The sequence below is a fragment of the Micrococcus sp. KBS0714 genome (genome assembly GCF_002008305.4).
In the GTDB taxonomy this organism is placed as follows: Bacteria; Actinomycetota; Actinomycetes; order Actinomycetales; family Micrococcaceae; genus Micrococcus; species Micrococcus luteus.
Genome location: NZ_CP042169.1, coordinates 107,964 through 132,544 on the forward strand (window position 1 = coordinate 107,964; position 24,581 = coordinate 132,544).

22 protein-coding genes, 1 tRNA gene and 1 pseudogene are annotated in these 24,581 nt (G+C 72.7%); 15 read left to right on the plus strand and 9 right to left on the minus strand.

All coding sequences use genetic code 11. The features are described from left to right. The 5 genes from B1A86_RS00485 (at nucleotide 1) to B1A86_RS00505 (ending at nucleotide 4,541) form a co-directional block, all read left to right on the plus strand. A complete protein-coding gene (locus tag B1A86_RS00485) occupies nucleotides 1-240 on the plus strand; it encodes a hypothetical protein (RefSeq protein WP_041104642.1) in 240 nt (79 codons plus the stop codon). Between the two features lie 83 nt (nucleotides 241-323). Then, nucleotides 324-707: an Lsr2 family protein gene (locus B1A86_RS00490; protein ID WP_370446019.1), complete on the plus strand. Its 384-nt coding sequence runs from the start codon at nucleotides 324-326 to the stop codon at nucleotides 705-707. 156 nt (nucleotides 708-863) lie between these two features. Then, a complete protein-coding gene (locus B1A86_RS00495) occupies nucleotides 864-3,419 on the plus strand; it encodes an ATP-dependent Clp protease ATP-binding subunit (protein WP_041104641.1) in 2,556 nt (851 codons plus the stop codon). A gap of 327 nt (nucleotides 3,420-3,746) precedes the next feature. Then, nucleotides 3,747-3,929, plus strand: a complete 183-nt coding sequence (locus tag B1A86_RS00500) for an Rv0909 family putative TA system antitoxin (RefSeq protein ID WP_041104640.1) — start codon at nucleotides 3,747-3,749, stop codon at nucleotides 3,927-3,929. 96 nt (nucleotides 3,930-4,025) lie between these two features. Further along, nucleotides 4,026-4,541 (plus strand): amino-acid N-acetyltransferase, encoded by a 516-nt coding sequence (locus tag B1A86_RS00505; RefSeq protein ID WP_002856080.1) that lies wholly within the window; start codon nucleotides 4,026-4,028, stop codon nucleotides 4,539-4,541. 37 nt (nucleotides 4,542-4,578) lie between these two features. Here B1A86_RS00505 and B1A86_RS00510 read toward each other — a convergent pair whose 3' ends face one another. Continuing rightward, nucleotides 4,579-5,511: an A/G-specific adenine glycosylase gene (locus tag B1A86_RS00510; protein WP_152743583.1), complete on the minus strand. Its 933-nt coding sequence runs from the start codon at nucleotides 5,509-5,511 to the stop codon at nucleotides 4,579-4,581. A 41-nt stretch (nucleotides 5,512-5,552) separates the two neighbouring features. Here B1A86_RS00510 and B1A86_RS00515 point away from each other — a divergent pair, with 41 nt between their 5' ends. Then, on the plus strand, nucleotides 5,553-6,374 hold the full coding sequence (locus tag B1A86_RS00515; protein ID WP_069941090.1) for a hypothetical protein: 822 nt from the start codon (nucleotides 5,553-5,555) through the stop codon (nucleotides 6,372-6,374). Nucleotides 6,375-6,387: 13 nt separating this feature from the next. Here B1A86_RS00515 and radA read toward each other — a convergent pair whose 3' ends face one another. Beyond that, entirely contained in the window at nucleotides 6,388-7,824 is a 1,437-nt protein-coding gene (gene radA, locus B1A86_RS00520; protein WP_069941089.1) for a DNA repair protein RadA, read from the minus strand. 89 nt (nucleotides 7,825-7,913) lie between these two features. Continuing rightward, nucleotides 7,914-9,083, minus strand: a complete 1,170-nt coding sequence (locus tag B1A86_RS00525; protein WP_069941088.1) for an aromatic acid exporter family protein — start codon at nucleotides 9,081-9,083, stop codon at nucleotides 7,914-7,916. Nucleotides 9,084-9,309: 226 nt separating this feature from the next. Between B1A86_RS00525 and pstS the strand changes: the two genes are divergently transcribed. The 4 genes from pstS to pstB all read left to right on the plus strand — a co-directional run bounded on the left by pstS (nucleotide 9,310) and on the right by pstB (nucleotide 13,563). Beyond that, on the plus strand, nucleotides 9,310-10,422 hold the full coding sequence (pstS, locus tag B1A86_RS00530) for a phosphate ABC transporter substrate-binding protein PstS (RefSeq protein WP_069941087.1): 1,113 nt from the start codon (nucleotides 9,310-9,312) through the stop codon (nucleotides 10,420-10,422). A gap of 134 nt (nucleotides 10,423-10,556) precedes the next feature. Beyond that, nucleotides 10,557-11,513 (plus strand): phosphate ABC transporter permease subunit PstC, encoded by a 957-nt coding sequence (gene pstC, locus B1A86_RS00535; protein WP_049147798.1) that lies wholly within the window; start codon nucleotides 10,557-10,559, stop codon nucleotides 11,511-11,513. A 1-nt stretch (nucleotide 11,514) separates the two neighbouring features. Further along, nucleotides 11,515-12,696, plus strand: a complete 1,182-nt coding sequence (gene pstA / locus B1A86_RS00540; protein WP_036384203.1) for a phosphate ABC transporter permease PstA — start codon at nucleotides 11,515-11,517, stop codon at nucleotides 12,694-12,696. A gap of 87 nt (nucleotides 12,697-12,783) precedes the next feature. Beyond that, nucleotides 12,784-13,563 (plus strand): phosphate ABC transporter ATP-binding protein PstB, encoded by a 780-nt coding sequence (gene pstB / locus B1A86_RS00545; RefSeq protein ID WP_036384205.1) that lies wholly within the window; start codon nucleotides 12,784-12,786, stop codon nucleotides 13,561-13,563. Nucleotides 13,564-13,655: 92 nt separating this feature from the next. On the opposite strand, the gene B1A86_RS00550 is transcribed toward pstB, so the two are convergent. The 3 genes from B1A86_RS00550 to B1A86_RS00560 form a co-directional block, all read right to left on the minus strand. Then, nucleotides 13,656-14,681: an inorganic phosphate transporter gene (locus B1A86_RS00550; RefSeq protein WP_078025975.1), complete on the minus strand. Its 1,026-nt coding sequence runs from the start codon at nucleotides 14,679-14,681 to the stop codon at nucleotides 13,656-13,658. 15 nt (nucleotides 14,682-14,696) lie between these two features. Next, nucleotides 14,697-15,323: a hypothetical protein gene (locus B1A86_RS00555; protein WP_036314859.1), complete on the minus strand. Its 627-nt coding sequence runs from the start codon at nucleotides 15,321-15,323 to the stop codon at nucleotides 14,697-14,699. Between the two features lie 139 nt (nucleotides 15,324-15,462). After that, the gene (locus tag B1A86_RS00560; RefSeq protein ID WP_041103592.1) at nucleotides 15,463-16,137 is read right to left on the minus strand and encodes a hypothetical protein; all 675 of its coding nucleotides are present in this window, start codon (nucleotides 16,135-16,137) and stop codon (nucleotides 15,463-15,465) included. Between the two features lie 158 nt (nucleotides 16,138-16,295). On the opposite strand from B1A86_RS00560, the gene B1A86_RS00565 reads away from it, so the two are divergent. The 3 genes from B1A86_RS00565 to B1A86_RS00575 all read left to right on the plus strand — a co-directional run bounded on the left by B1A86_RS00565 (nucleotide 16,296) and on the right by B1A86_RS00575 (nucleotide 18,088). Next, nucleotides 16,296-16,368, plus strand: a tRNA-Lys gene (locus tag B1A86_RS00565). 61 nt (nucleotides 16,369-16,429) lie between these two features. Next, nucleotides 16,430-17,155 (plus strand): alpha/beta hydrolase, encoded by a 726-nt coding sequence (locus B1A86_RS00570; RefSeq protein ID WP_041103593.1) that lies wholly within the window; start codon nucleotides 16,430-16,432, stop codon nucleotides 17,153-17,155. Between the two features lie 33 nt (nucleotides 17,156-17,188). Next, the gene (locus B1A86_RS00575) at nucleotides 17,189-18,088 is read left to right on the plus strand and encodes a hypothetical protein (RefSeq protein WP_078025974.1); all 900 of its coding nucleotides are present in this window, start codon (nucleotides 17,189-17,191) and stop codon (nucleotides 18,086-18,088) included. 126 nt (nucleotides 18,089-18,214) lie between these two features. Here the strand turns inward: B1A86_RS00575 and B1A86_RS00580 are convergent, their stop codons facing one another. Further along, nucleotides 18,215-19,492, minus strand: coding sequence for a DUF445 domain-containing protein (locus tag B1A86_RS00580; RefSeq protein WP_065572808.1), 1,278 nt, complete (start codon nucleotides 19,490-19,492; stop codon nucleotides 18,215-18,217). 100 nt (nucleotides 19,493-19,592) lie between these two features. Between B1A86_RS00580 and B1A86_RS00585 the strand changes: the two genes are divergently transcribed. Together B1A86_RS00585 and B1A86_RS00590 are read left to right on the plus strand one after the other, a co-directional pair. Beyond that, complete coding sequence (locus B1A86_RS00585) at nucleotides 19,593-20,516, plus strand: glycerophosphodiester phosphodiesterase family protein (RefSeq protein ID WP_078025973.1); 924 nt, start codon at nucleotides 19,593-19,595, stop codon at nucleotides 20,514-20,516. A gap of 8 nt (nucleotides 20,517-20,524) precedes the next feature. Beyond that, nucleotides 20,525-21,187, plus strand: a pseudogene (locus tag B1A86_RS00590) (ATP-binding cassette domain-containing protein); the annotation flags it as partial. Between the two features lie 128 nt (nucleotides 21,188-21,315). Here B1A86_RS00590 and B1A86_RS00595 read toward each other — a convergent pair. After that, nucleotides 21,316-22,464, minus strand: a complete 1,149-nt coding sequence (locus B1A86_RS00595) for an acetate/propionate family kinase (protein ID WP_078025972.1) — start codon at nucleotides 22,462-22,464, stop codon at nucleotides 21,316-21,318. A 20-nt stretch (nucleotides 22,465-22,484) separates the two neighbouring features. Then, nucleotides 22,485-24,560 carry a phosphate acetyltransferase gene (gene pta / locus B1A86_RS00600; RefSeq protein ID WP_020625363.1) on the minus strand — a complete coding sequence of 692 codons (2,076 nt, stop codon included), beginning with the start codon at nucleotides 24,558-24,560 and terminating at the stop codon, nucleotides 22,485-22,487. Between the last annotated feature and the right edge of the window lie 21 nt (nucleotides 24,561-24,581).

Below are 24,581 nucleotides of genomic sequence, written 5' to 3' on the forward strand. Positions count from 1 at the left end.
ATGGCCGCCTTCTGGGACTACTTCTCCGTCCTCGCCCCCTCGATCGGCCTCGGGCTCATCTTCTGGCTGGTGATGCGCTCCCTGCTGCGTTCGGACACGGGTGAGCGCGAGAGTCAGGCCCGCCGGCTCTCGGGCGCGGACGCGCGGGCGGCCCGCGAGGAGGCCGAGGCCCGTGAGTGGGCGGCCCGACGCCGAGCCGAGGGAGGGCCGGGGGCTGATCCGGAGGACCGCGCCCGGTGAGATTCCTTCCCCGGCGTTGAAGAATCCTTCTGCCCGGCTTCGTTGCGGTATTCTTGAATCACCACAAGTGCACGGCCGGAATCGTGAGCACGCGGGAAAGAACCCCGAGAGCGAAGACCGGAACCCAGGGACACGCGCACGAGAGAAGAAAGTGGGAATCACCGTTGGCACAGAAGGTAGAAGTGGTCCTCGTGGATGATCTTGACAGTTCGCCTGCAGATGAGACCGTGAACTTTGCATTGGACGGTCGCAATTACGAGATCGACCTGTCGAAGGAGCACGCTGCGGAACTCCGTGAGTTCCTGAAGCCCTACATGAAGAAGGGCCGCGCCGTGGCGCCGCCGTCGCCCAAGGTCGAGGCCGCCCAGATCCGCAAGTGGGCGGCCGAGAACGGCTACGAGGTCTCGAGCCGCGGTCGCCTGCACCGCGACGTGGTGGAGGCCTACCGCAACGCGAAGCGCAAGTGAGCGTCCCGCCCGGGTGCGTCGAGGAATCGGCGTCCCCGGGCCTCGTTCCGGCCCCTCCCGAGGACGGCCGGGCCGCTTCTCCCGCTGGCGAACAGCCGCGCGGCACGCGGTCCGGGTGCGTAGTGTCGACCACGACCGTACGCAAGGAGTGTGCCCATGTTCGAGAGATTCACCGACCGCGCCCGGCGGGTGGTCGTGCTCGCCCAGGAAGAGGCGCGCATGCTCAACCACAGCTACATCGGCACCGAGCACATCCTGCTCGGTCTGATCCACGAGGGTGAGGGCGTCGCAGCCAAGGCACTGGAGTCCATGGACATCTCCCTGGGCGCCGTGCGAGAGAAGGTGCAGGAGGACATCGGCCAGGGTCAGCAGAACCCGCCCGGCCACATCCCCTTCACGCCGCGCGCCAAGAAGGTGCTCGAGCTGTCCCTGCGCGAGGCGCTGCAGCTCGGCCACAACTACATCGGCACCGAGCACATCCTGCTCGGCCTGATCCGCGAGGGCGAGGGCGTGGCCGCCCAGGTCCTCGTGCAGCTCGGCGCGGACCTGAACCGCGTCCGTCAGACGGTCATCCAGCTGCTCTCCGGCTACCAGGGCGGCGCCCAGGGTGGCAAGGAGACCGCGGGTGCCGGGGTGGGCCAGGGCGGCGAGGCCGGCCAGAACGCCGGCTCCGTGGTGCTGGACCAGTTCGGACGCAACCTCACCGCGGCCGCGCACGACGGCAAGCTGGATCCCGTCATCGGGCGTGCGGGTGAGATGGAGCGCGTCATGCAGGTGCTCTCCCGCCGCACCAAGAACAACCCCGTGCTCATCGGCGAGCCCGGCGTCGGCAAGACCGCCGTCGTCGAGGGCCTGGCCCAGGCGATCGACCGCGGCGACGTCCCGGAGACGCTCAGGGACAAGCAGCTCTACTCGCTGGACCTCGGCTCCCTCGTGGCCGGCTCCCGCTACCGCGGCGACTTCGAGGAGCGCCTGAAGAAGGTGCTCAAGGAGATCCGCACGCGCGGGGACATCATCCTGTTCATCGACGAGATCCACACCCTCGTCGGGGCGGGTGCGGCCGAGGGCGCGATCGACGCCGCCAGCATCCTCAAGCCGATGCTGGCCCGCGGTGAGCTGCAGACCATCGGCGCCACCACGCTGGACGAGTACCGCAAGCACATCGAGAAGGACGCCGCGCTCGAGCGCCGCTTCCAGCCGATCCAGGTCGCCGAGCCGTCCGTCGAGGACGCCACGGAGATCCTGCGCGGCCTGCGGGACCGCTACGAGGCGCACCACAAGGTCTCCATCACCGACGGCGCGCTCAAGGCCGCCGCCGGCCTGGCGGACCGCTACGTCTCCGACCGGCACCTGCCGGACAAGGCCATCGACCTGATCGACGAGGCCGGCGCGCGTCTGCGCATCCGTCGCATGACCGTGCCGCCGGAGATCAAGGCCTACGAGTCCCGGATCGCGGAGGTGCGCACCCAGAAGGAGGCCGCCATCGACGGCCAGGACTTCGAGGGCGCCGCCCGCCTGCGGGACCAGGAGCAGCAGCTCGGGGACGAGCGCCGCGAGAAGGAGCAGGCGTGGCGCACCGGCGCGGACGCCGACGTCGCCACGGTGGACGAGGACCTCATCGCCGAGGTGCTCTCCAAGTCCACCGGCATCCCGGTGTTCAAGCTCACCGAGGAGGAGACGGACCGCCTGCGCAACATGGAGGACGAGCTCCACCGCCGCGTGATCGGCCAGGACGAGGCCATCAAGTCCCTGTCCCGCGCCATCCGCCGCACCCGCGCGGGCCTGAAGGACCCGAACCGCCCCTCGGGGTCGTTCATCTTCGCCGGCCCCACCGGCGTCGGCAAGACGGAGCTGGCCAAGTCCCTCGCGGAGTTCCTCTTCGGGGACGAGGACGCGCTCATCACGCTGGACATGTCCGAGTTCCAGGAGAAGCACACCGTCTCGCGTCTGTTCGGCGCCCCTCCCGGCTACGTGGGCTACGAGGAGGGCGGCCAGCTCACCGAGAAGGTCCGCCGCCGTCCGTTCTCCGTGGTGCTGTTCGACGAGGTGGAGAAGGCCCATCAGGACCTGTTCAACTCCCTGCTGCAGATCCTCGAGGACGGTCGCCTGACCGACTCGCAGGGCCGTGTGGTGGACTTCAAGAACACCGTGATCATCATGACCACGAACCTCGGCACCCGGGACATCTCCAAGGGCGTCATGACCGGCTTCCAGTCGGCCACGGACACCACCACCGGGTACGAGCGGATGAAGGGCAAGGTCAAGGAGGAGCTGCGCCAGCACTTCCGCCCCGAGTTCCTCAACCGTGTGGACGACGTGATCGTGTTCCCGCAGCTGCAGAAGCACGAGATCGTGGAGATCGTGGACCTGTTCGTCTCCCGCCTCGGCAAGCGCCTGGCGGAGCAGGACCTGTCCATCGAGCTCACCCAGTCCGCCAAGGATCTGCTCGCGGACCGCGGCTACGATCCGGCCATGGGCGCCCGCCCGCTGCGCCGCACCATCCAGCAGATGGTGGAGGACCAGCTCTCGGAGAAGATCCTCTTCGGCGAGATCCCGGCCGGCTCCCTCATCACCGTGGACGCCACGGGCGAGGGGGAGGGCGCCGAGCTGACGTTCGCGTTCTCCGGCGGCCGGGAGGCCCTGGAGGGTGCGGACCTGGCCGAGCTCGAGTCCGGTGCCGGCGATCCGGTGGACGCCGACCGCTCCGTGTGACCTGCGGGGTCTGACCCACGACGCCGGACCGCGCGTCCGGTGGCCACGGCCCGTCGCCCCTCCCCCTCGGGGAGGAGGCGGCGGGCCGTCGTCGTGCCCCCGCGGGGACGCCGGGGCCGAGGTCCGCGACACCGCCGCCGGCATCAAGGACGGCCTCGCGAAGGACCGCTGAACCGGCCCGCCTCTCCGGAGGCACGAGAGGGGTTCCCTCGCGGCGGGATCGGTGCCACTGTGGTCTGTGACCGCTCGACGGTGGTCCTGTCTCCGCTTCGACCCGGCGCTCGCCGGGACGGCTGCGGGGCAGCCCCGAGAAGAAGGAGGCCGCCCATGGGTATCGGTGACCTGAACAACCTCGCAAACCAGCACTCGGACAAGATCGACGAGGCCGTGGACAACGCTCAGGAGCAGCACGGCGACAAGCTCGGCGAGCACGGCGACACCGTGAACAAGGGTGTCGACGGCGCGCAGGAGAAGTTCCTGTCCGGGGACGAGGGCGAGCAGCAGGCCTGAGCCTGCCGTCGACGCCGCGGGAGCCCCCGCCCGGTCCGCCGGGACGGGGGCTCCCGTCTGTCCGGGGTCGGGATGTCCGTGCCTAGACTGGACCCCATGCCTGCCGACCGCCCCCTCACCCTCCGCTCGGCGCGGACCCAGGACGTCCCGGTCATCCAGGCGCTCGTGGAGCCGCTGGCGCGGGAGCGCGTGCTGCTCCAGAAGGAGGCGGTGGCCTACTACGAGGCCATCCAGGAGTTCGTGGTCGCCGAGGAGGCGGACGGGACCCTGGCCGGCTTCGGCGCCCTCCACGTGATGTGGCAGGACATCGCCGAGGTCCGCACCCTCGCCGTCTCGGAGGCCCACCGGGGGACCGGCGTCGGGCACCTGATCATCGAGGAGCTGCTGGACCGTGCGCGGGCCGTGGGCGTCGAGCGGGTCTTCTGCCTGACCTTCGAGGTCGAGTTCTTCCGCCGGCACGGTTTCGAGGTGATGGCGGACCAGTCCGCCGTGGACCCGGAGGTCTACGCGGAACTGCTGCGCTCCACGGACGAGGGCGTCGCCGAGTTCCTGGACCTCGCCCGGGTCAAGCCGAACACGCTCGGCAACACGCGGATGATCCGCCGCCTCTGAGCCGCCGCACCGCGGGCCGCCCCAGGCCCCGGCGAGGTCAGGCCGGGAAGGTGAGGCCGCCGTCGTCGTCCCGGGCCAGCAGCCCGTCCGACACGAGCCCGGCGACGCACCGCGCCCACTGCGCGTCGTCGGGGCGGTGCGACCCGAGCCGCCCCCCGGCCACGACGACGGCGGGCACCTCCGCCTCGGCCACGCGCCCGTGCTCGCGGACGGCGGCCATCACGGCCCCGCGCACCTGACGGTCCGTGCCGGCCCAGGCCTGGCCGCGCGGCACCTCCACCGGCGGCGGGGAGCCCGCTGCGACCCACGCGCACGTCTCCGCCAGCGGGCAGCGGTCGCAGGCGGGGGAGCGGGCGGTGCAGACGAGGGCCCCGAGTTCCATGACGGCCGCGTTCCACGCGTTGGCGCGGGCGGGGTCCTCGGGCATGAGGGCCTGGGCGCGGCGCATCTCGGCGCGGGTCAGCGACCTGCCGGGCAGGGCCTCACCCGCGACCGCGCGCGCGATCACCCGGCGCACGTTGGTGTCCACGACGGTCTCGGGGACGCCGAACGCGAAGCTCGCGACCGCCGCGGCCGTGTACTCGCCGATGCCGGGCAGGGCGCGCAGGGCGGCGGGGTCGGCCGGCACCCGGCCGTCGTGGCGCCCGACGACGGCCCGGGCGGCCTCCTGGAGGCGCAGGGCCCGGCGCGGGTAGCCGAGTCGGTCCCAGGCCGTGAGCACGTCTGCGGTGGGGGCGGCGGCCAGGTCCGCGGGGGTGGGCCAGCGCTCCAGCCACTCCCGCCAGCGGGGCAGCACCCGCACGACCGGGGTCTGCTGGAGCATGATCTCCGAGACGAGCACGCCCCACGGGGAGCAGTCCGGGCTGCGCCAGGGCAGGTCCCGGGCGTGGACGGCGAACCAGCCCAGCATCGCGTCGTGCAGGTGCGGCACGTCCACCGTGGGCGGGACGAGGGGGGCGGGCGCGGGCATGGCGTCCACTGTAGGGTGCGCCGCCGCCTACCCTGGATCGCATGCCGTCTCGTCCGACTTCCCCCGGGTCGAAGCCGTCCCCCGCCGTCTACCGCCGCCGGCGGCTCGTGGCCGCCCTGCTCGCCCTCGTGCTCCTGCTCCTGGTGGGGTGGGCCGTCGTGGCGCTCGTCCGAGCCGGGATCGGCGCCTTCTCCTCCGAGGACGCCGACCCCTCCGCCGCCCCGACGCCGGTGCACTCCCCGTCGCCCGCCCCGGCCACGGACGCCGAGTCCAGTTCCGCCTCGCCTACCGTGGCCCTCGAGGACGCCGCCGAGTGCCAGCCCTCGGATCTGCGGATCGCCGCCTCCGCGGACCGGTCCGAGTACCAGCGGGGCGAGGAGGCCGAGCTGCGCCTGGGCATCACGAACCTCTCCTCGACCCCGTGCCGCACGGATGTGGGCACGGCCCGGCAGGAGTTCACGATCCGCACGGCCGAGGGCGACGACGTCTTCTCCACCCGCATCTGCCAGGCGGACCCCGCGGAGGCCCAGCGGGTGCTGTACCCGCACGAGGAGCTCACCGCCGTGTACCGCTGGTCCGGCCGCGCCTCGAGCCAGGACTGCGGCCGCCTCGGCGCTCTCGCGGAGCCCGGGCCCCATCTGCTGACGGTCAGCCTCGGCGACGTCACCTCCCGCCCCGTCGCGCTGAAGATCCTCGAGGAGCTCGCCCCGGGGGCCCAGGACAGCAGCTCCTCGGCCGCCCCCTCCTCGGCCACCCCCTCCTCGGCCACCCCCTCCTCGAGCGGCAGCGCCTCCCCGTCGGGGTCCGCCTCCGACCCGGCGTCGGCCTCGACCACCGACCCGTCGCCGTCATCGTCCCGCTGAGCCGGCCGCGCCGTCAGCGGCCGGGGCCGGCCTCCGGATGCGCGGCCGGGCCGCCGCCGGTCCACGTGGGGATCGTGGCGAGGGCCTCGCCGATCGAGCCGACCTCCGCCACCGTGAAGCCCGCGGGGACGTCCCCGAGCGGCTCGGGGGAGCGGGGGACCAGGGCGCGGGTGAAGCCCAGGCGGGCGGCCTCGCGCACCCGTCGCCCGATGCCGGGCACGGGGCGCACCTCCCCGGCCAGCCCGAGCTCACCGACGGCGATCATCCCCTGCGGGACGGGGGCCGAGAGCTTCGCCGAGGCCACGGCGACGGCCACGGCCAGGTCCGAGGCGGGCTCCGAGAGTCGCACGCCGCCCACGGTGGCCACGTAGCAGTCGTCCTGGGCGAGGGCGAAACGGGCCCGGCGCTGGAGCACGGCCAGGAGCATGTTCACGCGCGCCGCGTCCACGCCGGAGACGGTGCGGCGCGGGCTGCCGCCGGCGGACGGGGTGAGCAGGGACTGCACCTCGGCCACGAGCGGGCGCCGGCCCTCGAGCGTCACCGTCACGCACGTGCCCTCGACCGGCTCCGAGACGCCCGAGAGGAACAGACCGGAGGGGTCGTCCAGGGACTCGATGCCGTCCTCCCGCAGGTCGAAGCAGCCGACCTCGTCCGTGGGCCCGAAGCGGTTCTTCACCGCACGCACCAGGCGCAGCCGTGAGTGGCGGTCCCCCTCGAACTGGCAGACCACGTCCACGAGGTGCTCGAGCAGCCGCGGGCCGGCGATGGTCCCGTCCTTCGTCACGTGGCCCACCAGGACCGTGGTGATCCCCTTCTCCTTGGCCGTGCGGATGAGGCTGGCCGCCACCTCGCGCACCTGGCTGACGCCCCCGGCGATCCCGTCCACCTCGGTGGACTGCAGGGTCTGCACGGAGTCCACGATCACCAGCTCCGGGTCCGTCCGCTCGATCTGCCCCAGTGCCCGGCCCAGGTCCGTCTCCGCCGTCAGACGCAGGGTGTCCGCGATCGCCCCGATCCGGTCTGCGCGGGAGCGCACCTGCGCCGCCGACTCCTCGCCCGTCAGGTACAGCACCGAGCGCGGACCGCCGCCGCCCGCGCCGCGCGCCGTCTGGGCGGCCACGTCCAACAGCAGCGTGGACTTGCCGATGCCCGGCTCGCCGGCCAGCAGGATCACCGCGCCCGGCACGAGGCCGCCGCCGAGCACGCGGTCCAGCTCACGCACCCCCGTGGAGCGGAACGAGGCCAGCGTGGCGTCCACGTCCGCGATGCGCGGCGCGACCTCCGCGACCGTGGCCGCGCGCGTGCGACCGGTGGTCGACGTCAGCCCGATCTCCTCGACCGTGCCCCACGACTGGCACTCCCCGCAGCGGCCGACCCACTTCACGGTGGTCCAGCCGCACTCGGTGCAGCGGTATCCGGGGGCACGCTTCGGGGCGGTCTTGGTGGCCATGCGCCCACTCTAGGAGCCGAGGCGGACGCGTTAGCCGGCACCGCGCGCGGTCCGACGTCGGCCGCCGGGGCCGTGCGCCGCCGTCGGGCTCAGACGCGGGGCAGGTAGCCGCGCGCCTCGTCGTGCTCGGCGCCCGTGGCCTCGATGAGGTCCACCATCATGGGCCGCAGCAGCATCACGAGCGCCTCGCCGTGCACGGACCCGCCGCCCAGCTGGTGCGGGTCCAGCGCGGACGCGGACGCCCCCAGGGCGTCCCGCGCCACGGACAGCGAGCGATGGCGGCCCTCGGCCTGCGGCTCCACGAGGGAGCGGTGCAGGATCTCGACGGCGTCCGCGGCGTCGTCGAACCAGGCGGCCAGGCGCTCGCGGTCGTCGTCGTCGAACACACCCTCGTCCAGGACCGAGACCACCCGCCGGGCCACGATCCGCAGGGAGCGCACCGCCAGGTCCGAGCGGTCCGCCGCGTTCACCGCGTCCTCCACGAAGGAGCGCGAGGAGCGGTGCAGCGGGTTGAACACGGTCTGCTCATGCGTGACGCGCAGCTCCTTGCGCAGCGCCTCCAGCGTGGTGTGCGTGCCGCGGCTGGCCACGAGCGCCATCCAGGCGGTGCGGGAGTCGTTCTCCCGCAGGGCCCGGGAGAGGTCGCGCAGCACCGTGGCGATCGAGTCGTAGAGTCCACCCAGCTGACGCACCGCGGGACGGCGCACGTCCTGGGGCGAGAGGAACGTGACGAGCAGGGCCAGGACGCCGCCCACGATCGCGTCCTGGCTGCGGACGAACGGCCCTCCCGTGCCGGTGGGCAGGAGGACCACGAGGACGGACTGCAGGGACATCTGCATCGTGAATGTGGCGCCGGAGTCCAGGAACCGGGCCACCATCACGGACACGAACAGGACCACCGAGGCCTGCCACAGGCCGCGGCCGAGCCCGACCATGAGCAGGTCCCCGATCAGGATGCCGACGGTGCAGCCGACGGCGACCTCGGCCACCTTGCGCAGCTTCGGCTCCCGTTGGAAGCCGAGGGCGATCAGTAGGGCGGTGGAGGCGAACAGGGGCTGCTGGTGGCCCAGGACGGCCTCCGCGAACCAGTAGGCGCCCACCGCGCAGACAGCGACGAGGGCGGCCTGGCCCACGGAGGAGCGGACGCGGGACCAGCCCGCACGGGCGCGCCGACGCAGGAAGCGGCCGAGACGTTCCCCGCGGGTCTGGGGGTCGACCATCGGCACCGTGCCCGTGGCGGTGGCGAAGCGGTCCGTCATGCGGCCAGCCTAGTCCGACGCCGCGGTGCCCCCGCCGTGCGAGGCTCAACCAAGCATTGTGGCCCACGGCACAGATCATTCCTGCGAATGCCGCTCCCGTTCACCATCTGTTCACCCCGGCCGAGCACTCGATTCACCTCTGGACCGTACGGTCGGGTGCGGTGCAGAACCGGGCCAGCCGGACGCTCTGCCCTCACCGTCGTCATCCGATTGAAAGAGGCTCTTCGTGAAGGCTCTCCGCTTCGGCCGCTCCGCCGCCCTCCTGTCCGTGGCCGCCATCGCCCTGACCGCCTGCTCCTCCGCGGACAGCGGCAACGGCGGCTCCGATGCCTCCGGCTCCGCCGGCGGCGAGCAGGGCACCACCTCCGAGGTCCAGGGCAACCTGGTCGGCGCCGGCGCCTCCTCGCAGGAGGCGGCCATGACCGCCTGGACCCAGGGTGTCACCGAGACCGCTCCGAACCTGACCGTGCAGTACTCCCCGGACGGCTCCGGTGCCGGTCGTGAGAAGTTCCTCGCCGGTGCCACCTCCTTCGCCGGCTCCGACGCCGCCCTCAAGGAGGAGGAGGCTGAGTCCGCCAAGGAGAACTGCGGCGACGAGGGCGCGTTCCACGTGCCGGCCTACATCTCCCCGATCGCCGTGGCCTACAACCTGCCGGGCGTCGATGACGTCAAGATGGACGCCGAGACCATCGCCAAGGTGTTCTCCGGCGAGATCAAGAACTGGAACGACGAGGCCATCGCCGCGCAGAACGAGGGCGTCGAGCTGCCCGACACCCCGATCACCGTCGTGCACCGTTCCGACGACTCGGGCACCACCGAGAACTTCACCGCCTACCTCACCGAGGCCGCCGGCGATGCCTGGTCCTACGACGAGGTCGAGACCTGGCCGTCCGACATCACCGCCGAGTCCGCCCAGGGCACCAAGGGTGTCGTGGGCCTGGCCTCCCAGACCGAAGGCGCCATCACCTACGCCGACGCCTCCGCCGTGGGCGAGCTGGGCACCGTGTCCGTGAAGGTCGGCGAGGAGTACGTGAAGTACTCCGCCGAGGCCGCGGCCGCGACCGTCGAGAAGTCCGAGGCCAAGGAGGACGGCTCGATCGAGCTCGACCGCGCCACCGACGAGTCCGGCGTGTACCCCGTCGTGCTGGTCTCCTACCACATCTACTGCAACCAGTACGAGTCGCAGGAGACCGTGGACCAGGTCAAGGCCTTCGCCGAGTACGTCGTGTCCGAGGACGGTCAGAAGACCGCCGAGGAGTCCGCGGGCAACGCCCCGATCTCCGAGGACACCCGCAAGAAGGCCATGGAGCGCATCGAGGCCATCTCGGTCAAGGGCTGATGTCGCTTCTTGTCGGCTGACCCACCGCCGCTTCGGCCGCCGGGCCCCACGGGCCCGGCGGCTGAAGCCGCGTCAGGGCACTCGTTCGTCGCGGCCCGTCCATCACCACGCACGTCGATCTGAGGGAAGGCACCGTGTCCTCAACCACCAACGAGGCGGCACCGAAGCCGTCCAGCCTGCGCGGCCCCCGCCGCGGAGCCGCCGGAGACAAGCTCCTCTCCGGCGGGGCCCTGGCGGCCGCCGTCCTGATCCTGCTCGTGCTCGCCTTCGTGGCGGTCTTCCTCCTGACGGAGGCATGGCCTGCCCTGCAGCCGGGCGCGGAGCTCGTGTCTGCGGACTCCTTCTTCCAGTACGTGTGGCCGCTCATGGCCGGCACCGTGATGGTGTCGATCATCGCTCTGCTCATCGCCACCCCGGTCGCGATCGGTGTCGCCCTGTTCATCTCGCACTATGCGCCCCCGCGCATCGCGCAGTCGGTGGGCTTCGTGATCGATCTGCTGGCCGCGATCCCCTCCGTGGTCTACGGCGTGTGGGGCTGGCTGACGCTCGCTCCGCTGATGGTGCCGATCTACGGCTGGCTCAACGAGAACCTGGGCTTCATCCCGTTCTTCGGCGGCTCGGCCACCACCACGGGCCGCACCCTGCTGACCTCGGGCGTCGTGCTGGCCGTGATGGTCCTGCCGATCATCACCGCGCTCTGCCGTGAGATCTTCACCCAGACCCCGAAGCTCCACGAGGAGGCCGCGCTCGGCCTCGGCGCCACGCGCTGGGAGATGATCAAGATGACCGTGTTCCCGTTCGCCCGGGCCGGCATCATCTCCTCGATCATGCTCGGCCTCGGCCGCGCGCTCGGCGAGACCATGGCGGTCACCATGGTGCTCTCCGGCGGCGTCTTCTCCTGGTCGCTCGTGGAGTCCGGCAGGAACCAGACGATCCCGTCGGAGATCGCGCTCAACTTCCCCGAGGCGTTCAACATGCGCCTGCACGAGCTGATCGCTGCCGGTCTCATGCTCTTCATCATCACCCTGGCGGTGAACATGATCGCCCGCGCGATCGTGAACAAGCACAAGGAATTCTCGGGAGCCAACTGACATGAGCACTGTCTCGACTTCTCCCCGGGCCACCGAGGACAGCGTGACGCCGCGGCGTCACTCCCTGACCGAGGGTCAGAAGCCCGGCTGGACCTGGATGGCCGTCGCAGCTGCCGCGGCCGTCGTCGCCGCCGGCCTGACCGTGCTGCTCAGCGGCGCCTTCAACGTCGTCGGTTTCGTGATCATCGCCGCCATCCTCTACATCGCGGGGCTCTACGTGGCCACCCGCGTGATGGAGAACCGGCGCCGCGCCGCAGACGGCCTGTGCCGCAACCTCGTGTGGCTGGCGTTCCTCGTGGCCCTGGTGCCGCTGGTCTCCGTGCTGTGGTCGGTCCTCTCCGCCGGTCTGCCGACCCTGATCGCCAACCCGCAGATCATGGCGTACGACATGAAGGGCATCACCGGCATCGACGACTCGGCGTGGGTGGAGGACGGCAAGCCCGCCGGCGGGCTCGCGGGCGGTTTCGGCCACGCCCTGATCGGCACCGTCGTGATCACGATCATCGCGACCCTGATCTCCGTGCCGATCGGCATGCTCACCTCCATCTACCTGGTGGAGTACAGCCGCGGCGGCTGGTTCTCCCGCGCCATCGTGTTCTTCGTGGACGTCATGACCGGCATCCCCTCGATCGTGGCCGGCCTCTTCGCCTACGCCGCGATCACGTGGGTCCTGACCCTGGTCACCGGCAGCAAGTCCACCGCACTGCAGTCCGTGCAGATGGGTCTCACGGCCGCGATCGCGCTCTCGGTGCTCATGATCCCCGTGGTCGTGCGATCCACGGAGGAGATGCTCCGTGTGGTGCCCAACGAGCTGCGCGAGGGCGCCTACGCCCTCGGCGTGCGCAAGTGGCAGACCATCGCCAAGGTGGTCCTGCCCACCGCGATCTCCGGCATCGCCTCCGGCGTCACCCTGGCCATCGCCCGCGTGGCGGGCGAGACCGCGCCGATCCTCGTGACGGCCGGCTTCGCCACCAGCATCAACTGGAACCCGTTCGACAACTGGATGACCGCGCTGCCGGTGTACATCTACCGCCAGCTGGTCGCCCCGACCTCGCCTACGGCGGCGGACCCCTCGACCGCCCGCGCCTGGGCAGCCGCCCTGCTGCTCGTCACCATCGTCATGCTGCTCAACCTGGCGGCACGGTTCATCGCCAAGGCGTTCGCCCCCAAGAAGGGCCGGTGAGGCCCGGCCGCCCGGAATCCCCCGGGCGGCCGGCCCCGACCCCGTCGCACCCCCCCCAGAGACTTCCACGAAGGAACAGAACCACTCATGTCCAAGCGCATCCAGGCCATCGACGTCGATGTCTTCTACGGCAAGTTCAAGGCCGTCGAGGGCGTCAACATCGACATCGCCCCCCGCTCCGTCACCGCCTTCATCGGCCCCTCCGGCTGCGGCAAGACCACCTTCCTGCGCAGCATCAACCGCATGCACGAGGTGCTCCCCGGCGCCACCGTGGACGGCCAGCTCCTGCTCGACGGCGAGGACATCTACGGGCCCGGTGTGGACCCGGTCCGCGTCCGTTCCCAGATCGGCATGGTCTTCCAGCGCCCGAACCCGTTCCCCACGATGTCCATCCGCGACAACGTGCTGGCCGGCTACAAGCTCAACGGCACCCGCCTGAACAAGTCCCGTGCGGACGAGCTCGTGGAGAAGTCCCTGCGCGGCGCCAACCTGTGGAACGAGGTCAAGGACCGCCTCGACAAGCCCGGCTCCGGCCTCTCCGGCGGTCAGCAGCAGCGTCTGTGCATCGCCCGCTCCATCGCGGTGCAGCCCGACGTGATCCTCATGGACGAGCCCTGCTCCGCGCTCGACCCGATCTCCACCCTCGCCGTCGAGGACCTGATCAACGAGCTCAAGGAGGAGTACACGGTCATCATCGTCACGCACAACATGCAGCAGGCCGCGCGCGTGGCGGACAAGACCGCGTTCTTCAACATCCAGGGCGTCGGCAAGCCCGGCAAGCTGATCGAGTACGACGACACCAACGTCATCTTCAACAACCCCTCGAGCCAGCAGACCGAGGACTACGTCTCCGGCCGTTTCGGCTGAGCCGCCCCGCGCTCCGTCCCCGACCCCGTCCGGCCGCACGCCGGGCGGGGTCGCGGCGTCTGCGGGGCCGGGCGTCGTCGTCGGGCGCGGCCTCAGGCCAGCGGGAGGAGGGCCAGCGTGCCGAGGAGGCCGAGGAGGGCGCAGGCCACCGGCGTGAGCAGCCACCAGCCGACCACGCGCAGCACGGTGGGCCAGCGCACGGACGCGTAGGTCTGCGTCTGGCCGGCGCCCACGATGGCCGCCGTCGCCGTGTGGGTGGAGGACAGGGGCAGGTGGAACACCAGGGATCCGACGAACAGCAGGCCCGCGGGGATGACGGCGGCCACGGACGCCCGCAGGGGGTCGAGGCGCACGAGACGCTCGGTGAGGGTCCAGGCGATCCGCCAGGCGCCGCCCAGCGTGCCGAGCCCGACCGCGAGGGCGAACAGGAACGCGCCCCCCACGAACTCGGCCGTCAGGGCGTCCGGCGCCAGGACGGACCCGGACCCCACCAGCACGGCGGCCCACAGCACCCCCATGCGCTGACCGGCCTGCAGGCCGTGGCCCATGGCCATGGCGCTGGCGGAGATGCCCAACGCGACGCGGGCCCGGTGCTGGACGTTGACCGTGGTGCCGCGGGTGGCGAGCCGCATGGCGGGGGCGGTGAGCAGGCGGGCGAGCGCCCACGCGATCAGGGGCGAGAGCAACAGGCTGAGCAGCACCTCGGCGCGGACGAGGTCGAAGATGGTGTGGGCGACGTCGATGTGCAGGCTCAGGCGCACGGCGAGGTGGCTGCCCGCCAGCGCGGAGATCAGCGCGTGCGTGCTGGAGCCGGGCAGGCGCCGCCACCACAGCAGCAGACCCCACACGAGGGTCACCGCGCAGGACACGCCCACGGCCAGGGGGCCGATCTCGCTGCGCACCGCGGGCGAGGTGAAGTAGTGCACGCTCAGCGTGATGAGCCCGATGCCCAGCAGGGCGCCCACGGTGTTGACCGCTCCGGTCAGGAGGAGGGCTCCGCGCGGGGTCAGCGCCCGGTACCGGACAGGCAGCGCCGCGGCGTTGGGGGCGTCACGGAACCCCATCAGCGCGCCGACGGCGCACAGCAGCACGAGGACGACGGCGAGCCCCGCGGTCACGGCGCCTCCACCGGCTCAGGACTCACGGACGAGCACCATGCCCAGGTCCATGTTCACGCGGGAGAGGGCCTCGAGCGCCGCGTGCAGCGCCCAGGCGACCTCGCGCTGGCGGTTGTAGTCGCGCTGCAGCAGGTCCATGCCGAGGTCGGCGAGCCACTCGACCATGATCCGCTCCGTGCGGCGGGAGGCGCGCAGCAGCTGCATCCACGTGGCCTCCAGGGCGTCGAGGTCGCGCATCTCGGCGGCGCCGCGGGCGAGCAGCTCGGCCTGACGACCCACGGTCTCGAGGACGTCGAGGGCGTGCGTCGGCAGCTCCTCGAGGTCGGCCCGCTGGATCAGCACGCCCGCCGACACGACGCGCCGGGTGGTCGCGTGCACGCCGCTGGCCAGCCGGTAGAGGTCCTGACGGGGCAGCGGAGTCACGTAGGCGCTGCGCAGCGCGGTGAGGAAGGCCATGAGGGTGGCGCTCGAGGACGAGTCGAGCTCCTCGAGCTCACGGGCGGCACGGTCCGCCTCGGGTCCGCGGGTCCCCGCGACCTGGGCCACCAGATGCACGGACCGGTGCAGGGCCTCGGCGAGGTCCGCCATGTGGCGCAGCGCCGGGGTGTCGCGCGTGACGAGCCAGGGCATGCGGGGGGACATGGGCAGCGGTCGCTCTCTCGTCGACGGGTGGCGAAGGGGTCGACGACGACGCCGGACCGGGAACGCCTCTCGGCGGAAGGCCGCTCGCAGCGGCTATGTGTTGGAGCCCGGGGTTACCAGCGGCCCGGCGCCGTCCCCATCAGTCTAGCGATCCGTCCCGAAACGCTCGACCCGCCGCCTCCAGGGCGTCGGCGGTGCTGACCAGGCGCGCGGCCCGGCGGGTGAGGGCGGCGGCGCGGTCCGGGGCGGCGGCCTCGGAGCCCTCGGCGTGCTCGACCTGGCCCAGAGCCACGACGCGGGCGTAGGCCGCGGCGCGCTCGAACGCGACGTCGATCTCGGAGCGGTAGGCGCCCGTGAGGATCGTGTCCGTGAGGCGGCGCAGCTCGGCCGGCCCCGGCGGCTCGACGGCGCCCGCCACGACGCGCGAGGCGTAGGCGGCATGCCCGGCGCGGTACCAGGCGGCCCAGCGCTCGCCGTCGCGGGTCGTCGCCTCCTGGAGCGCGTACAGGCGCCACAGGGCGCCGGCGAGCGAGACGGGCGGGGCGTCCGCCCACAGCTCGGCGAGCGTCTCGACGCCCAGCTCGCGGACCAGCCCGACCAGCCGCTCGACGATGGCCGGGTCCTCCTCCGCGCGGCCGCCGGCCACGAGGGCGTGGGCCAGGCGCGAGGCCGCCGCGGCCACTTCCTGCGGGTCTTCGCCGCCGGCGAAGTGCGTGAGCTCCTGCGGTTCCGAGAGGCGGGGCCGGTGGGGGCGCAGCACGCCCGAGGCGCTCGAGCTGGCGCCGCGGCCGGCGGGCAGGCGGTGACGTGCCATGGGCGGGCTCCCTTCGAGGGCGCATCGGGGTGGGGATGTGGTCGCCGGAGGCGGCGGCCCCGTCCACGGTAGTGCCCCGGACGCCTGGGCTACCATCGGAGGGCACCCGTGAGGGTCGCCGTCGTCGGCCGCGCGCCGTCGTCGTCGGCCGCGGGTGGGGGCCTTTAGCTCAGCTGGCAGAGCATCGGACTTTTAATCCGCCGGTCGCGGGTTCGATCCCCGCAGGGCCCACGCGAAAACGGCCCCTGACCAGGCATGACGCCCGGTCGGGGGTCCTCCCTAGGATGGAGCCATGAGCCCCACGCCCCCACCAGTCACCGAGACGATCAGTTCCGGCCACAGCGTGGTGTGGTCGCGCCCGCCGGCGGAGCGCGCGGGCACGGACCTGGTGCTCGTGTTCCACGGCTACGGCTCCAACGAGGTCCGCGCGGCGCGCCGCCACTTCCCGATGCTCCCGGAGCGGTGCACCGGCCTGGCGGTGCGCGGCGGCTTCGAGATCGACGAGACGGCGTCCGAAGGCCCGGGCGACCCCGGCGCGCACGGCTGGTTCCTGCTCGACCTGCTGCTGCAGTCCGACTTCGCCCAGGTGCTCGCCGCCGCCCACCGCGTGTTCGACGTGCTCTCCGCCGAGGAGGTCGTGGCGGCCGGCTTCCGCACGGTCTCGGTGCTCGGCTTCTCCCAGGGCATGGCCATGGCGACGACGGTCCTGCGTCTGCGCCCCGAGGCGTTCACCTGCGGTGTGGGCCTGAGCGGCTTCGCCGTCGACAACGAGCTGCTGGCCATGCTCGACTCCCCGGCCGAGGGACCGGGCCCGCGCCCGTTCTTCTGGGGCCGGGACGCCGAGGATCCCGTGATCCATCCGGACGCCGTCGCCCACACCCGCGCGTGGGCCGAGGAGCACACCCGCCTGACCGTGCGCACCTACCCCGGGATCCTGCACGGGACCGGCCCCGACGAGGTCCGTGACGTGCGCATCTTCCTCGAGCACTCCCTGCGCGCGGCGACGCCCGGGTCCTGACCGCGGGGGTCGCGCGCCGATACTGTGGCGCGCATGGCAAAGAACTCGACGATCGGCCGGTACGCGTCCGGGAAGGTGAAGGACTTCGGGCTGAAGTCGGCACTCGATGAGAACGGCGAGCCCACGGAGGGCTTCGAGAAGGCCCTCTCCACGGTGTTGGCGGTCCAGCGCCCCCTGGTCCTGAAGAACATCCAGCGCATGGCGGCGAAGCACCCGGGGGAGAGCCCGGAGCGTCTCGCCGAGCGGCTCGGGCAGCAGTACCTGACCACCGTCACGGGGGCCGGTGCCGCCGTGGGCGGCACCGCGATCGTCCCGGGCATCGGCACCGTGGCCGCGCTCGGCCTGTCCGGTGCCGCGGTCGCCGGCTTCATGGAGGCCACCGCCCTCTACGCGCAGTCCCTCGCCGAGCTGCACGGCATCACCACGCAGGACCCGCAGCGCGCCCAGGCCCTCGTCATGGGCCTCATGCTCGGCGACGACGCCAAGGAGCTGCTCCGCGAGGCCGCCGCCAAGGCCGGCCGTCCCTACGACCCGCAGTCCAGCCTCAACGCGCTCGCGGGCACCGCATCGGGCACCGGCATCAGCGCGTTCGTGGTGGATCGCCTCAAGAGGACGTTCATGCGCAAGATGCTCCTGCGGCAGGGTGCCGGCTTCGTGGGCCGCGCCGTGCCGTTCGGCGTGGGCGCCGTGATCGGCGGCGTGGGCAACCGCGCCATGGGCAAGGCCGTGATGGAGAACGCCGCGGAGCTCTTCGGCCCCCTGCCGATGGTGATCCCCGGCGAGATCCGCGAGGGCGTCGCACAGGGGCGCGCCGGGGGGGAGTCGGCGGGCGCCAAGGACGACGGCGGCGTCCTCGGCGCGATCCGTCGCGCCCTGCCCGGCGGCAAGGACGAGAAGGACGACAGGCAGAAGAAGGGCAAGCCCGCCGCCTGACGGCCCCGCCCCCGCATCCTTCGGCTCCGCCCCCGCGCTTTCGAACGTGAGATAGGCCCTATCTCACGTTCGAAAGCGCCCATTCGCCCCATCTCGCGTTCGAAAGTGCGGGGCGGGCGCGGCGGCTCAGAGGAACAGCGTGGCCACCCCGTGGATCGCCAGGCCCGCGAGCGCGCCGACGACCGAGCCGTTGATGCGGATGAACTGCAGGTCCTTGCCCACGAACAGCTCGAGGGTGCGCGCGGTCTGCTCGCCGTCCCAGCGGGCGACCGTCTCCTCGATCACCCCGGTGAGCGCCGGGCCGTAGGAGCTCAGCGCATACGCCGCGGCGCGGCGGGCGTGGCCGTCCACGCGGTCGCGCAGCTCGGGGTCCTCCTGCAGGCGGGCGCCGAGGTCGCGCAGGGCGGCCACGAGCGCGCGATGCAGGTCGGAGGACGGGTCCTCGAGCGCGTCCAGGAGCGAGTCCCGCAGGGAGACCCAGGCCCGCCCGGCCCACGCGCGCAGCCGTTCGTCCGCGAAAAGGTTCCGCTTGAACCGTTCCACCGAGGCGCGGGTGGCGGGCTCGTTCCGCATCTCGTCGGCGAGGCGGTCGAGCCAGTCGTCGACGGCGCGGCGGGCCTCGTGCTCCCGGTCGCGGCGGATGCCGGCGAGATACTTGAGGGTCTCGGCGTGCAGTCTCTCGGCGAGGAGGCGGTCCACGAGGTCCGGGCTCCACTCGGGGGAGCGACGGCGCACCGTCTCGACGAACAGCTCGGGGTGGGCGGCCACCCAGTCCCCGGTGTGGGCGACCACGAGGTCCACCACGCGCTCGTGGTGCCGTCCGGCCACCACGTCCTCCAGCACGCCTGCGAGCGTGGGGGACCAGTCCGGGGCCACCATGTGGCGTTCCATCAGCTGGCGCAGCAGCTCCTGGACGGCGTCGTCGTCGGCCGCGGCCATGGCGCCCCGGGCCGCCGTCGCGATCTCCCGGGCGGTGCGAGCCGCGTTCTCCTCACGGCGCAGCCAGCCGCCGGCGGCCTCGGCCACCTTCAGTCCGTCGACCTTCTCGTGGGCGACCTCCGAGTCCAGGAAGTTCTCCTGCACGAACTCGGTCAGCGCGGCGCCGAGCTGGTCCTTCTTCCGCGGGATCAGGGCGGTGTGCGGCACGGGCACACCCATCGGGTGGCGGAACAGCGCCGTGACCGCGAACCAGTCCGCCAGTGCGCCGACCATGCCGCCCTCCGCGGCGGCGCGCACGTAGCCCCACACCGGGTGGGTGTCCTGCAACGGGAACGCGACCACGAACACCACGGCCAGCAGGATGAGCAGCCCCAGGGCGACGGCCTTCATGCGCCGCAGGCCCGCCGCGCGTTCGAGGGCGCCGGCGCTGAGCAGCTGCTGGGCGGGGTCGGGGGAGAGGGACACGGGAGGCTCCTGATCGCGCGCACCGAATGGTCCCCACCAGTTAACCAGCCGGGCACCCTGCGGTGACGTGGCCGGCACTCGCGCTCCCTAGCCTGGCCGCGTGCCCGCTCTCGTGATCGCCCACCGCGGTGCCTCCGCCGCCTTCCCCGAGCACACCCGCGCCGCCATGCTCCACGCCCTCGCCGTGGGCGCGGACGGTCTCGAATGCGACGTCCAGCTCACGCGGGACCGCGAGGTCGTCTGCTGGCACGACCCCACCGTGGACCGCACCTCGGACGGGCGCGGCGCCGTCGCGGACCACACGCTGGATCGTCTGCGCGGCCTCGACGTCGTCTCGTGGCACGCCCGGCGTCCGGGGGCCGAGCCCGCCACGACGACGGCGCCGCCCGCCGTGTACGGCGGCGCGGGGGAGCAGGTGCTCACCCTGGCCGACCTCCTGGCGATCGCGGCGGCCGCGGACCGGCCGCTGCGCCTGGCCGTGGAGCTCAAGCACCCCTCCCCGTTCGGGCATGAGCTCGAGGAGCGGGTGCTGCGGGAGCTGCTGCGGGCCGGTTGGGACCCGGAGACCGGCCGACTGGGTCAGGTGCAGGTGTCCCTCATGAGCTTCCATCCGGACGCGCTGCGCCACGTGGCGCCGCTGGCCGGCACGGACCCCCTCTGCCCCCTGATGGACCTCATGCCGACGGAGCTGCCGACCCGGCTCGCGCGGGGGCCGCTGAGCCGGGCGGCGGTGCGTGCGGCGGCGCGTCAGTCGCTGGCCGGGTCCGAGGCGCTCGTCTGGCGCGGCCGGGCCGGGATGGCGGGGCCCTCCGTGGCCTACGTGCGGGAGCACCTGGCGGACGTGAAGGCGTGGCTGGCGGCGGGGCGGCGGCTGCGCGTGTGGACCGTCGACGAGCGCGAGGACGCCGATTCTCTCCTCGCCCAGGGGGTGCAGGAGCTCACCACCAACCGTCCGGAGGACGTGCTGCGCTGGGTCCGCGAGCGGGCCGCCGCGCGTCGGGAGCGGATGCCCACCGGGGCCTGAGGGCGCCGACGACGGCGCGCATGCTGCTCAAGCTGATCGAGCCGACCTCGGGCGAGATCAGCTTCGAGGGCAGGGACGTGCTGGCGCTGAAGGGGGAGGGGCTCAAGGACTTCCGGCAGCGCGTGCAGGCCGTGTTCCAGGACCCCTTCTCCTCGCTCAACCCCTCGTTCACGGTGGGCCGGATCATCGAGGAGCCGCTGCAGACGTACCGGCGGGGCAACGCCACGCAGCGGCGGGCACGTGTGCTCGAGCTCATGGACCAGGTGGCCCTGCCCTCGCACTTCCACCGCCGGTACCCCGCCGAGCTCTCGGGCGGGCAGCGCCAGCGCGTGGCGATCGCCCGGGCGCTCGCGCTGAACCCGGAGCTGATCGTGTGCGACGAGCCGGTCTCCGCGCTGGACGTGCTCGTGCAGGACCAGATCCTCACGCTGCTGCGCCGCCTGCAGGACGAGCTGGGGCTGAGGAGCTACCTGTTCATCTCGCACGACCTGGCGGTGGTGCGGCTCATCTCCGACTACGTGTGCGTCATGAAGGACGGCCGGGTGGTGGAGGCGGCCAGCTCCGAGGAGGTCTTCACCAACCCCCGACACCCGTACACGCGGCGGCTGCTCGCCTCGATCCCGGGCAACGAGCTGGGGATCGCGGTGGAGGCGGACGGCACCCACGTCTGAGCGCTGACCGGGCCGGACGGTCGGGTGCAGAAGCGCCCCGTTCGTGTCGACCGAGCCGCAGCGACATCACTGCCGGGCGGACCGGCGGCGATGTCGCTGGGCGTCGGTCGGACGGTCGGGCGCGGTGCTCAGCGGGCGAGCTCCCACGTCAAGCGGGCGATCGCCTGCTCCTCGTCCGTGGGGACCACGAGGACCGGGATCGCCGACTCCGGCGCGGAGATCGTGTGGGGCCCGGCCACGCGGGCGCGGTTGGCCTCGGCGTCGTAGGCCACCCCGAGCGCCTCGAGCCGGTCGAGCACGCGCGCCCGGAACGGAGCCGAGTTCTCGCCGATCCCGGCGGTGAACACGATCGCCTGCGCCCCGCCCACGGCCACGTGGTAGCCGCCCACGTACTTGGCCAGCCGGTAGGAGGCCACGTCCAGGGCGTTGCGGGCGCGGCCGTCCCCGGAGGCGGCGTTCTCCAGCACCTGGCGCATGTCCGCCTCCCCGGCCAGGCCCAGCAGGCCCGAGCGCCTGTTCATGAGGGTGTCCAGCTCCTCGGCGTCGTAGCCGTGGTTCCGCATGAGGTGGGTGACCACGGAGGGGTCCAGGTCGCCGGAGCGGGTGCCCATCACCAGGCCGGCCAGCGGGGTGTAGCCCATGGAGGTGTCCACGGAGACGCCGTCGCGGATGGCGGTGGCGGAGGCGCCGTTGCCCAGGTGCAGCACCACGGCCCGGAACTCCCCCCGCGGGATGCCCAGATGCTCCGCGGCGAGGCCGGTGACGAGGTCGTCGCTGGTGCCGTGGAAGCCGTAGCGGCGGATGCCGTGCTCCGTGTAGACCTCGTCCGGCAGGGCGTACTGCCAGGCCTCGCGGGGCATGGTCTGGTGGAACGAGGTGTCGAACACGACCACCTGGGGCATGTCCGGCCAGCGCTCGGCCATGGCGCGCAGCCCCTGGGCGGCGGCGGGGTTGTGCAGCGGGGCCAGCGGGGCGAGGCGCTCGATCGCGCGGATCACCTCGTTGGTCACCCGGGCCGGGGCGGTGAACCGCTCGCCGCCGTGGACCACGCGGTGGCCGGCGGCGTCGATGGTGCGCCCGCCGGTCGCCTCGGCCAGCTCGGCCTCCACCTGCTCGAGGGCGGCGGCGTGGTCCGGCACGCCGGAGCCGGGGACGCCGATGCGCTCCACCAGGCCCTGGGCGAGGACGGGCACCGGGGCGTCCGTGCCGTCGTCGGCCAGCTCACGGAGCTGGTACTTCAGGGACGACGAGCCGGAGTTGATGACAAGGACGAGCACGGGGGACTCCTTCCGGGGCGTCAGCCCTGGGCCTGGGCCTGGATGGCGGTGATGGCGACGGTGTTGACGATGTCCTCCACGGTGGTGCCGCGGGAGAGGTCGTTGACGGGCTTGTTCAGGCCCTGCAGCACGGGCCCGACGGCGACCGCCCCGGAGGACTGCTGGACGGCCTTGTAGGTGTTGTTGCCGGTGTTCAGGTCCGGGAACACGAACACGGTGGCCTGGCCGGCCACCTCGGAGCCGGGCATCTTCGAGGCCGCGACGGAGGCGTTGACGGCGGCGTCGTACTGCAGCGGGCCCTCCACCTTCAGCTCGGGGGCACGCTCCCTCACGAGCTCCGTGGCGGCGCGGACCTTGTCCACGGACTGCCCGGAGCCGGAGGCGCCCGTGGAGTAGGAGAGCATGGCGACGCGCGGGTCCACCCCGAACTGGGCGGCGGTGGCCGCGGACGCCACGGCGATGTCCGCGAGCTGCTGCGCGTCCGGGTCCGGGTTCACGGCGCAGTCGCCGTACACGAGGGCGCGGTCCGGCAGCAGCATGAAGAACACCGATGAGACGATCGAGACGCCCGGCTTCGTCTTCACGAACTCCAGCGCGGGGCGGATGGTGTTGGCGGTGGTGTGGGCGGCGCCGGAGACCATGCCGTCCACGTCGCCCAGGTGGACCATCATCGTGCCGAAGTAGGCGCCCTCCTGCATGACCTCGCGGGCGCGCTCGGCGTCCACGCCCTTGTGGGCGCGCAGCCGGGCGTACTCCTGCGCGTAGCGCTCCAGGTCCGGGGAGTCGGCGGGGTCCACGAGCTCGATCCCGCTCAGGTCCACGCCCTCGCGGGAGGCCAGCTCCCGCACGGCGGCGGCCGGGCCGAGCACCACGAGGTCGCAGACGTCGCGGCGCTGGAGGATCTCGGCGGCGCGCAGCACGCGGGCATCCTCGCCCTCGGGCAGCACGATCCGGCGGCGGTCCGCGCGGGCGCGGGAGATCAGCTCGTGCAGGAAGCGCAGAGGGGTGACGACGTCGGTGCGTGGCAGGTCGAAGCGGGCCAGCAGCTCGTCCCCGTCCACGCGCTGGTGCCAGGTGCCCAGGGCGGCGGCGGTCTTGCGGGGCTGGGCGCTGGAGAGCTCGGAGCGCACCCGGGAGACCTTCGCGGCGGTGGTGAACGTGTCGTCGTGGGTGACGAACACGGGGAAGGCCGCGCCCAGGTAGAGCCGCTGGAGCTGGCGGTTCGGGAGGATGCCGTTGGTGAGGATCATGCCGGAGGGGGTGGGGAAGTCCGGGGTCAGCGAGGAGGCCACGGTGGCCAGGATCGCGTCGGAGCGGTCGCCGGAGACGATCACGAGCGCGCCCTCGCGCAGGACCTCGAGGAAGTTGCCGCCCTCCATGGAGACGGCCTTGACCTCGGCGACGTCGCGGTCCAGCGTCTCCTGCCCGGCCATCTGCTCGAGCCCGAGCGCGTCCGCCACCTCGGCCACCGAGGGGTGCGCGAGCTCGGTCAGCTCGGGCAGCACGTACACGGGCCAGGCGTGGCGGCCGGGGCGCACGGCCGCGCCGACGGCGTCGAGGTCACGGGGGTCCGCGCGGTTGACCATGACGGCCAGCAGCTCGACGCCGGCGTCGTCGAGGGTGCGCCGGGCCAGGTCCACGACGTCGGCCGCCTGCTCGGGTGTCAGGTCCGCGCCGGAGACCACGGCGACCACGGGGGTGCCGAGGTTGCGGGCGAGCTGGGCGTTGAGGTCGAGGTCGGCGGCCGGGTCCGGGCTGATCAGGTCGGTGCCCTCCACCACCACGACGCCGCCCGCCGCCCGCATGGCGTCGTACTGCTCCACGCAGCGCTGCTGGACCTCGTCGCCGCGGCCCTCGGCCATGAGGGTGCGGGCCTCGGCCGCGGTGAGGCCGCCGCGGGCCTGCTCCGGGGAGAGGCCGTACTGCTCGCGCATCAGCAGCACCATGGGGTCGGTCTCCACGTCGTCGCCGGGCACCACGGGGCGGAAGTAGCCCACCGTGCCGGAGCGCCGGTACAGCGAGTCGGCCAGGCCCAGGCTGACGAGGGACTTGCCGGCGCCGGTGGACGTGGTGGAGACGAAGATTCCCTGGGGCATGGCGGACCTTCCGGTGGAGGA

Coding starts and splice junctions, on each gene's coding strand:
- B1A86_RS00485 (WP_041104642.1), top strand. CDS start 1: ATGGCCGCCTTCTGGGACTACTTCTCCGTCCTCGCCCCCTCGATCGGC.
- B1A86_RS00495 (WP_041104641.1), top strand. CDS start 864: ATGTTCGAGAGATTCACCGACCGCGCCCGGCGGGTGGTCGTGCTCGCC.
- B1A86_RS00500 (WP_041104640.1), top strand. CDS start 3,747: ATGGGTATCGGTGACCTGAACAACCTCGCAAACCAGCACTCGGACAAG.
- B1A86_RS00505 (WP_002856080.1), top strand. CDS start 4,026: ATGCCTGCCGACCGCCCCCTCACCCTCCGCTCGGCGCGGACCCAGGAC.
- B1A86_RS00510 (WP_152743583.1), bottom strand. CDS start 5,511: ATGCCCGCGCCCGCCCCCCTCGTCCCGCCCACGGTGGACGTGCCGCAC.
- B1A86_RS00515 (WP_069941090.1), top strand. CDS start 5,553: ATGCCGTCTCGTCCGACTTCCCCCGGGTCGAAGCCGTCCCCCGCCGTC.
- radA (WP_069941089.1), bottom strand. CDS start 7,824: ATGGCCACCAAGACCGCCCCGAAGCGTGCCCCCGGATACCGCTGCACC.
- B1A86_RS00525 (WP_069941088.1), bottom strand. CDS start 9,083: ATGACGGACCGCTTCGCCACCGCCACGGGCACGGTGCCGATGGTCGAC.
- pstA (WP_036384203.1), top strand. CDS start 11,515: ATGAGCACTGTCTCGACTTCTCCCCGGGCCACCGAGGACAGCGTGACG.
- pstB (WP_036384205.1), top strand. CDS start 12,784: ATGTCCAAGCGCATCCAGGCCATCGACGTCGATGTCTTCTACGGCAAG.
- B1A86_RS00555 (WP_036314859.1), bottom strand. CDS start 15,323: ATGTCCCCCCGCATGCCCTGGCTCGTCACGCGCGACACCCCGGCGCTG.
- B1A86_RS00560 (WP_041103592.1), bottom strand. CDS start 16,137: ATGGCACGTCACCGCCTGCCCGCCGGCCGCGGCGCCAGCTCGAGCGCC.
- B1A86_RS00570 (WP_041103593.1), top strand. CDS start 16,430: ATGAGCCCCACGCCCCCACCAGTCACCGAGACGATCAGTTCCGGCCAC.
- B1A86_RS00575 (WP_078025974.1), top strand. CDS start 17,189: ATGGCAAAGAACTCGACGATCGGCCGGTACGCGTCCGGGAAGGTGAAG.
- pta (WP_020625363.1), bottom strand. CDS start 24,560: ATGCCCCAGGGAATCTTCGTCTCCACCACGTCCACCGGCGCCGGCAAG.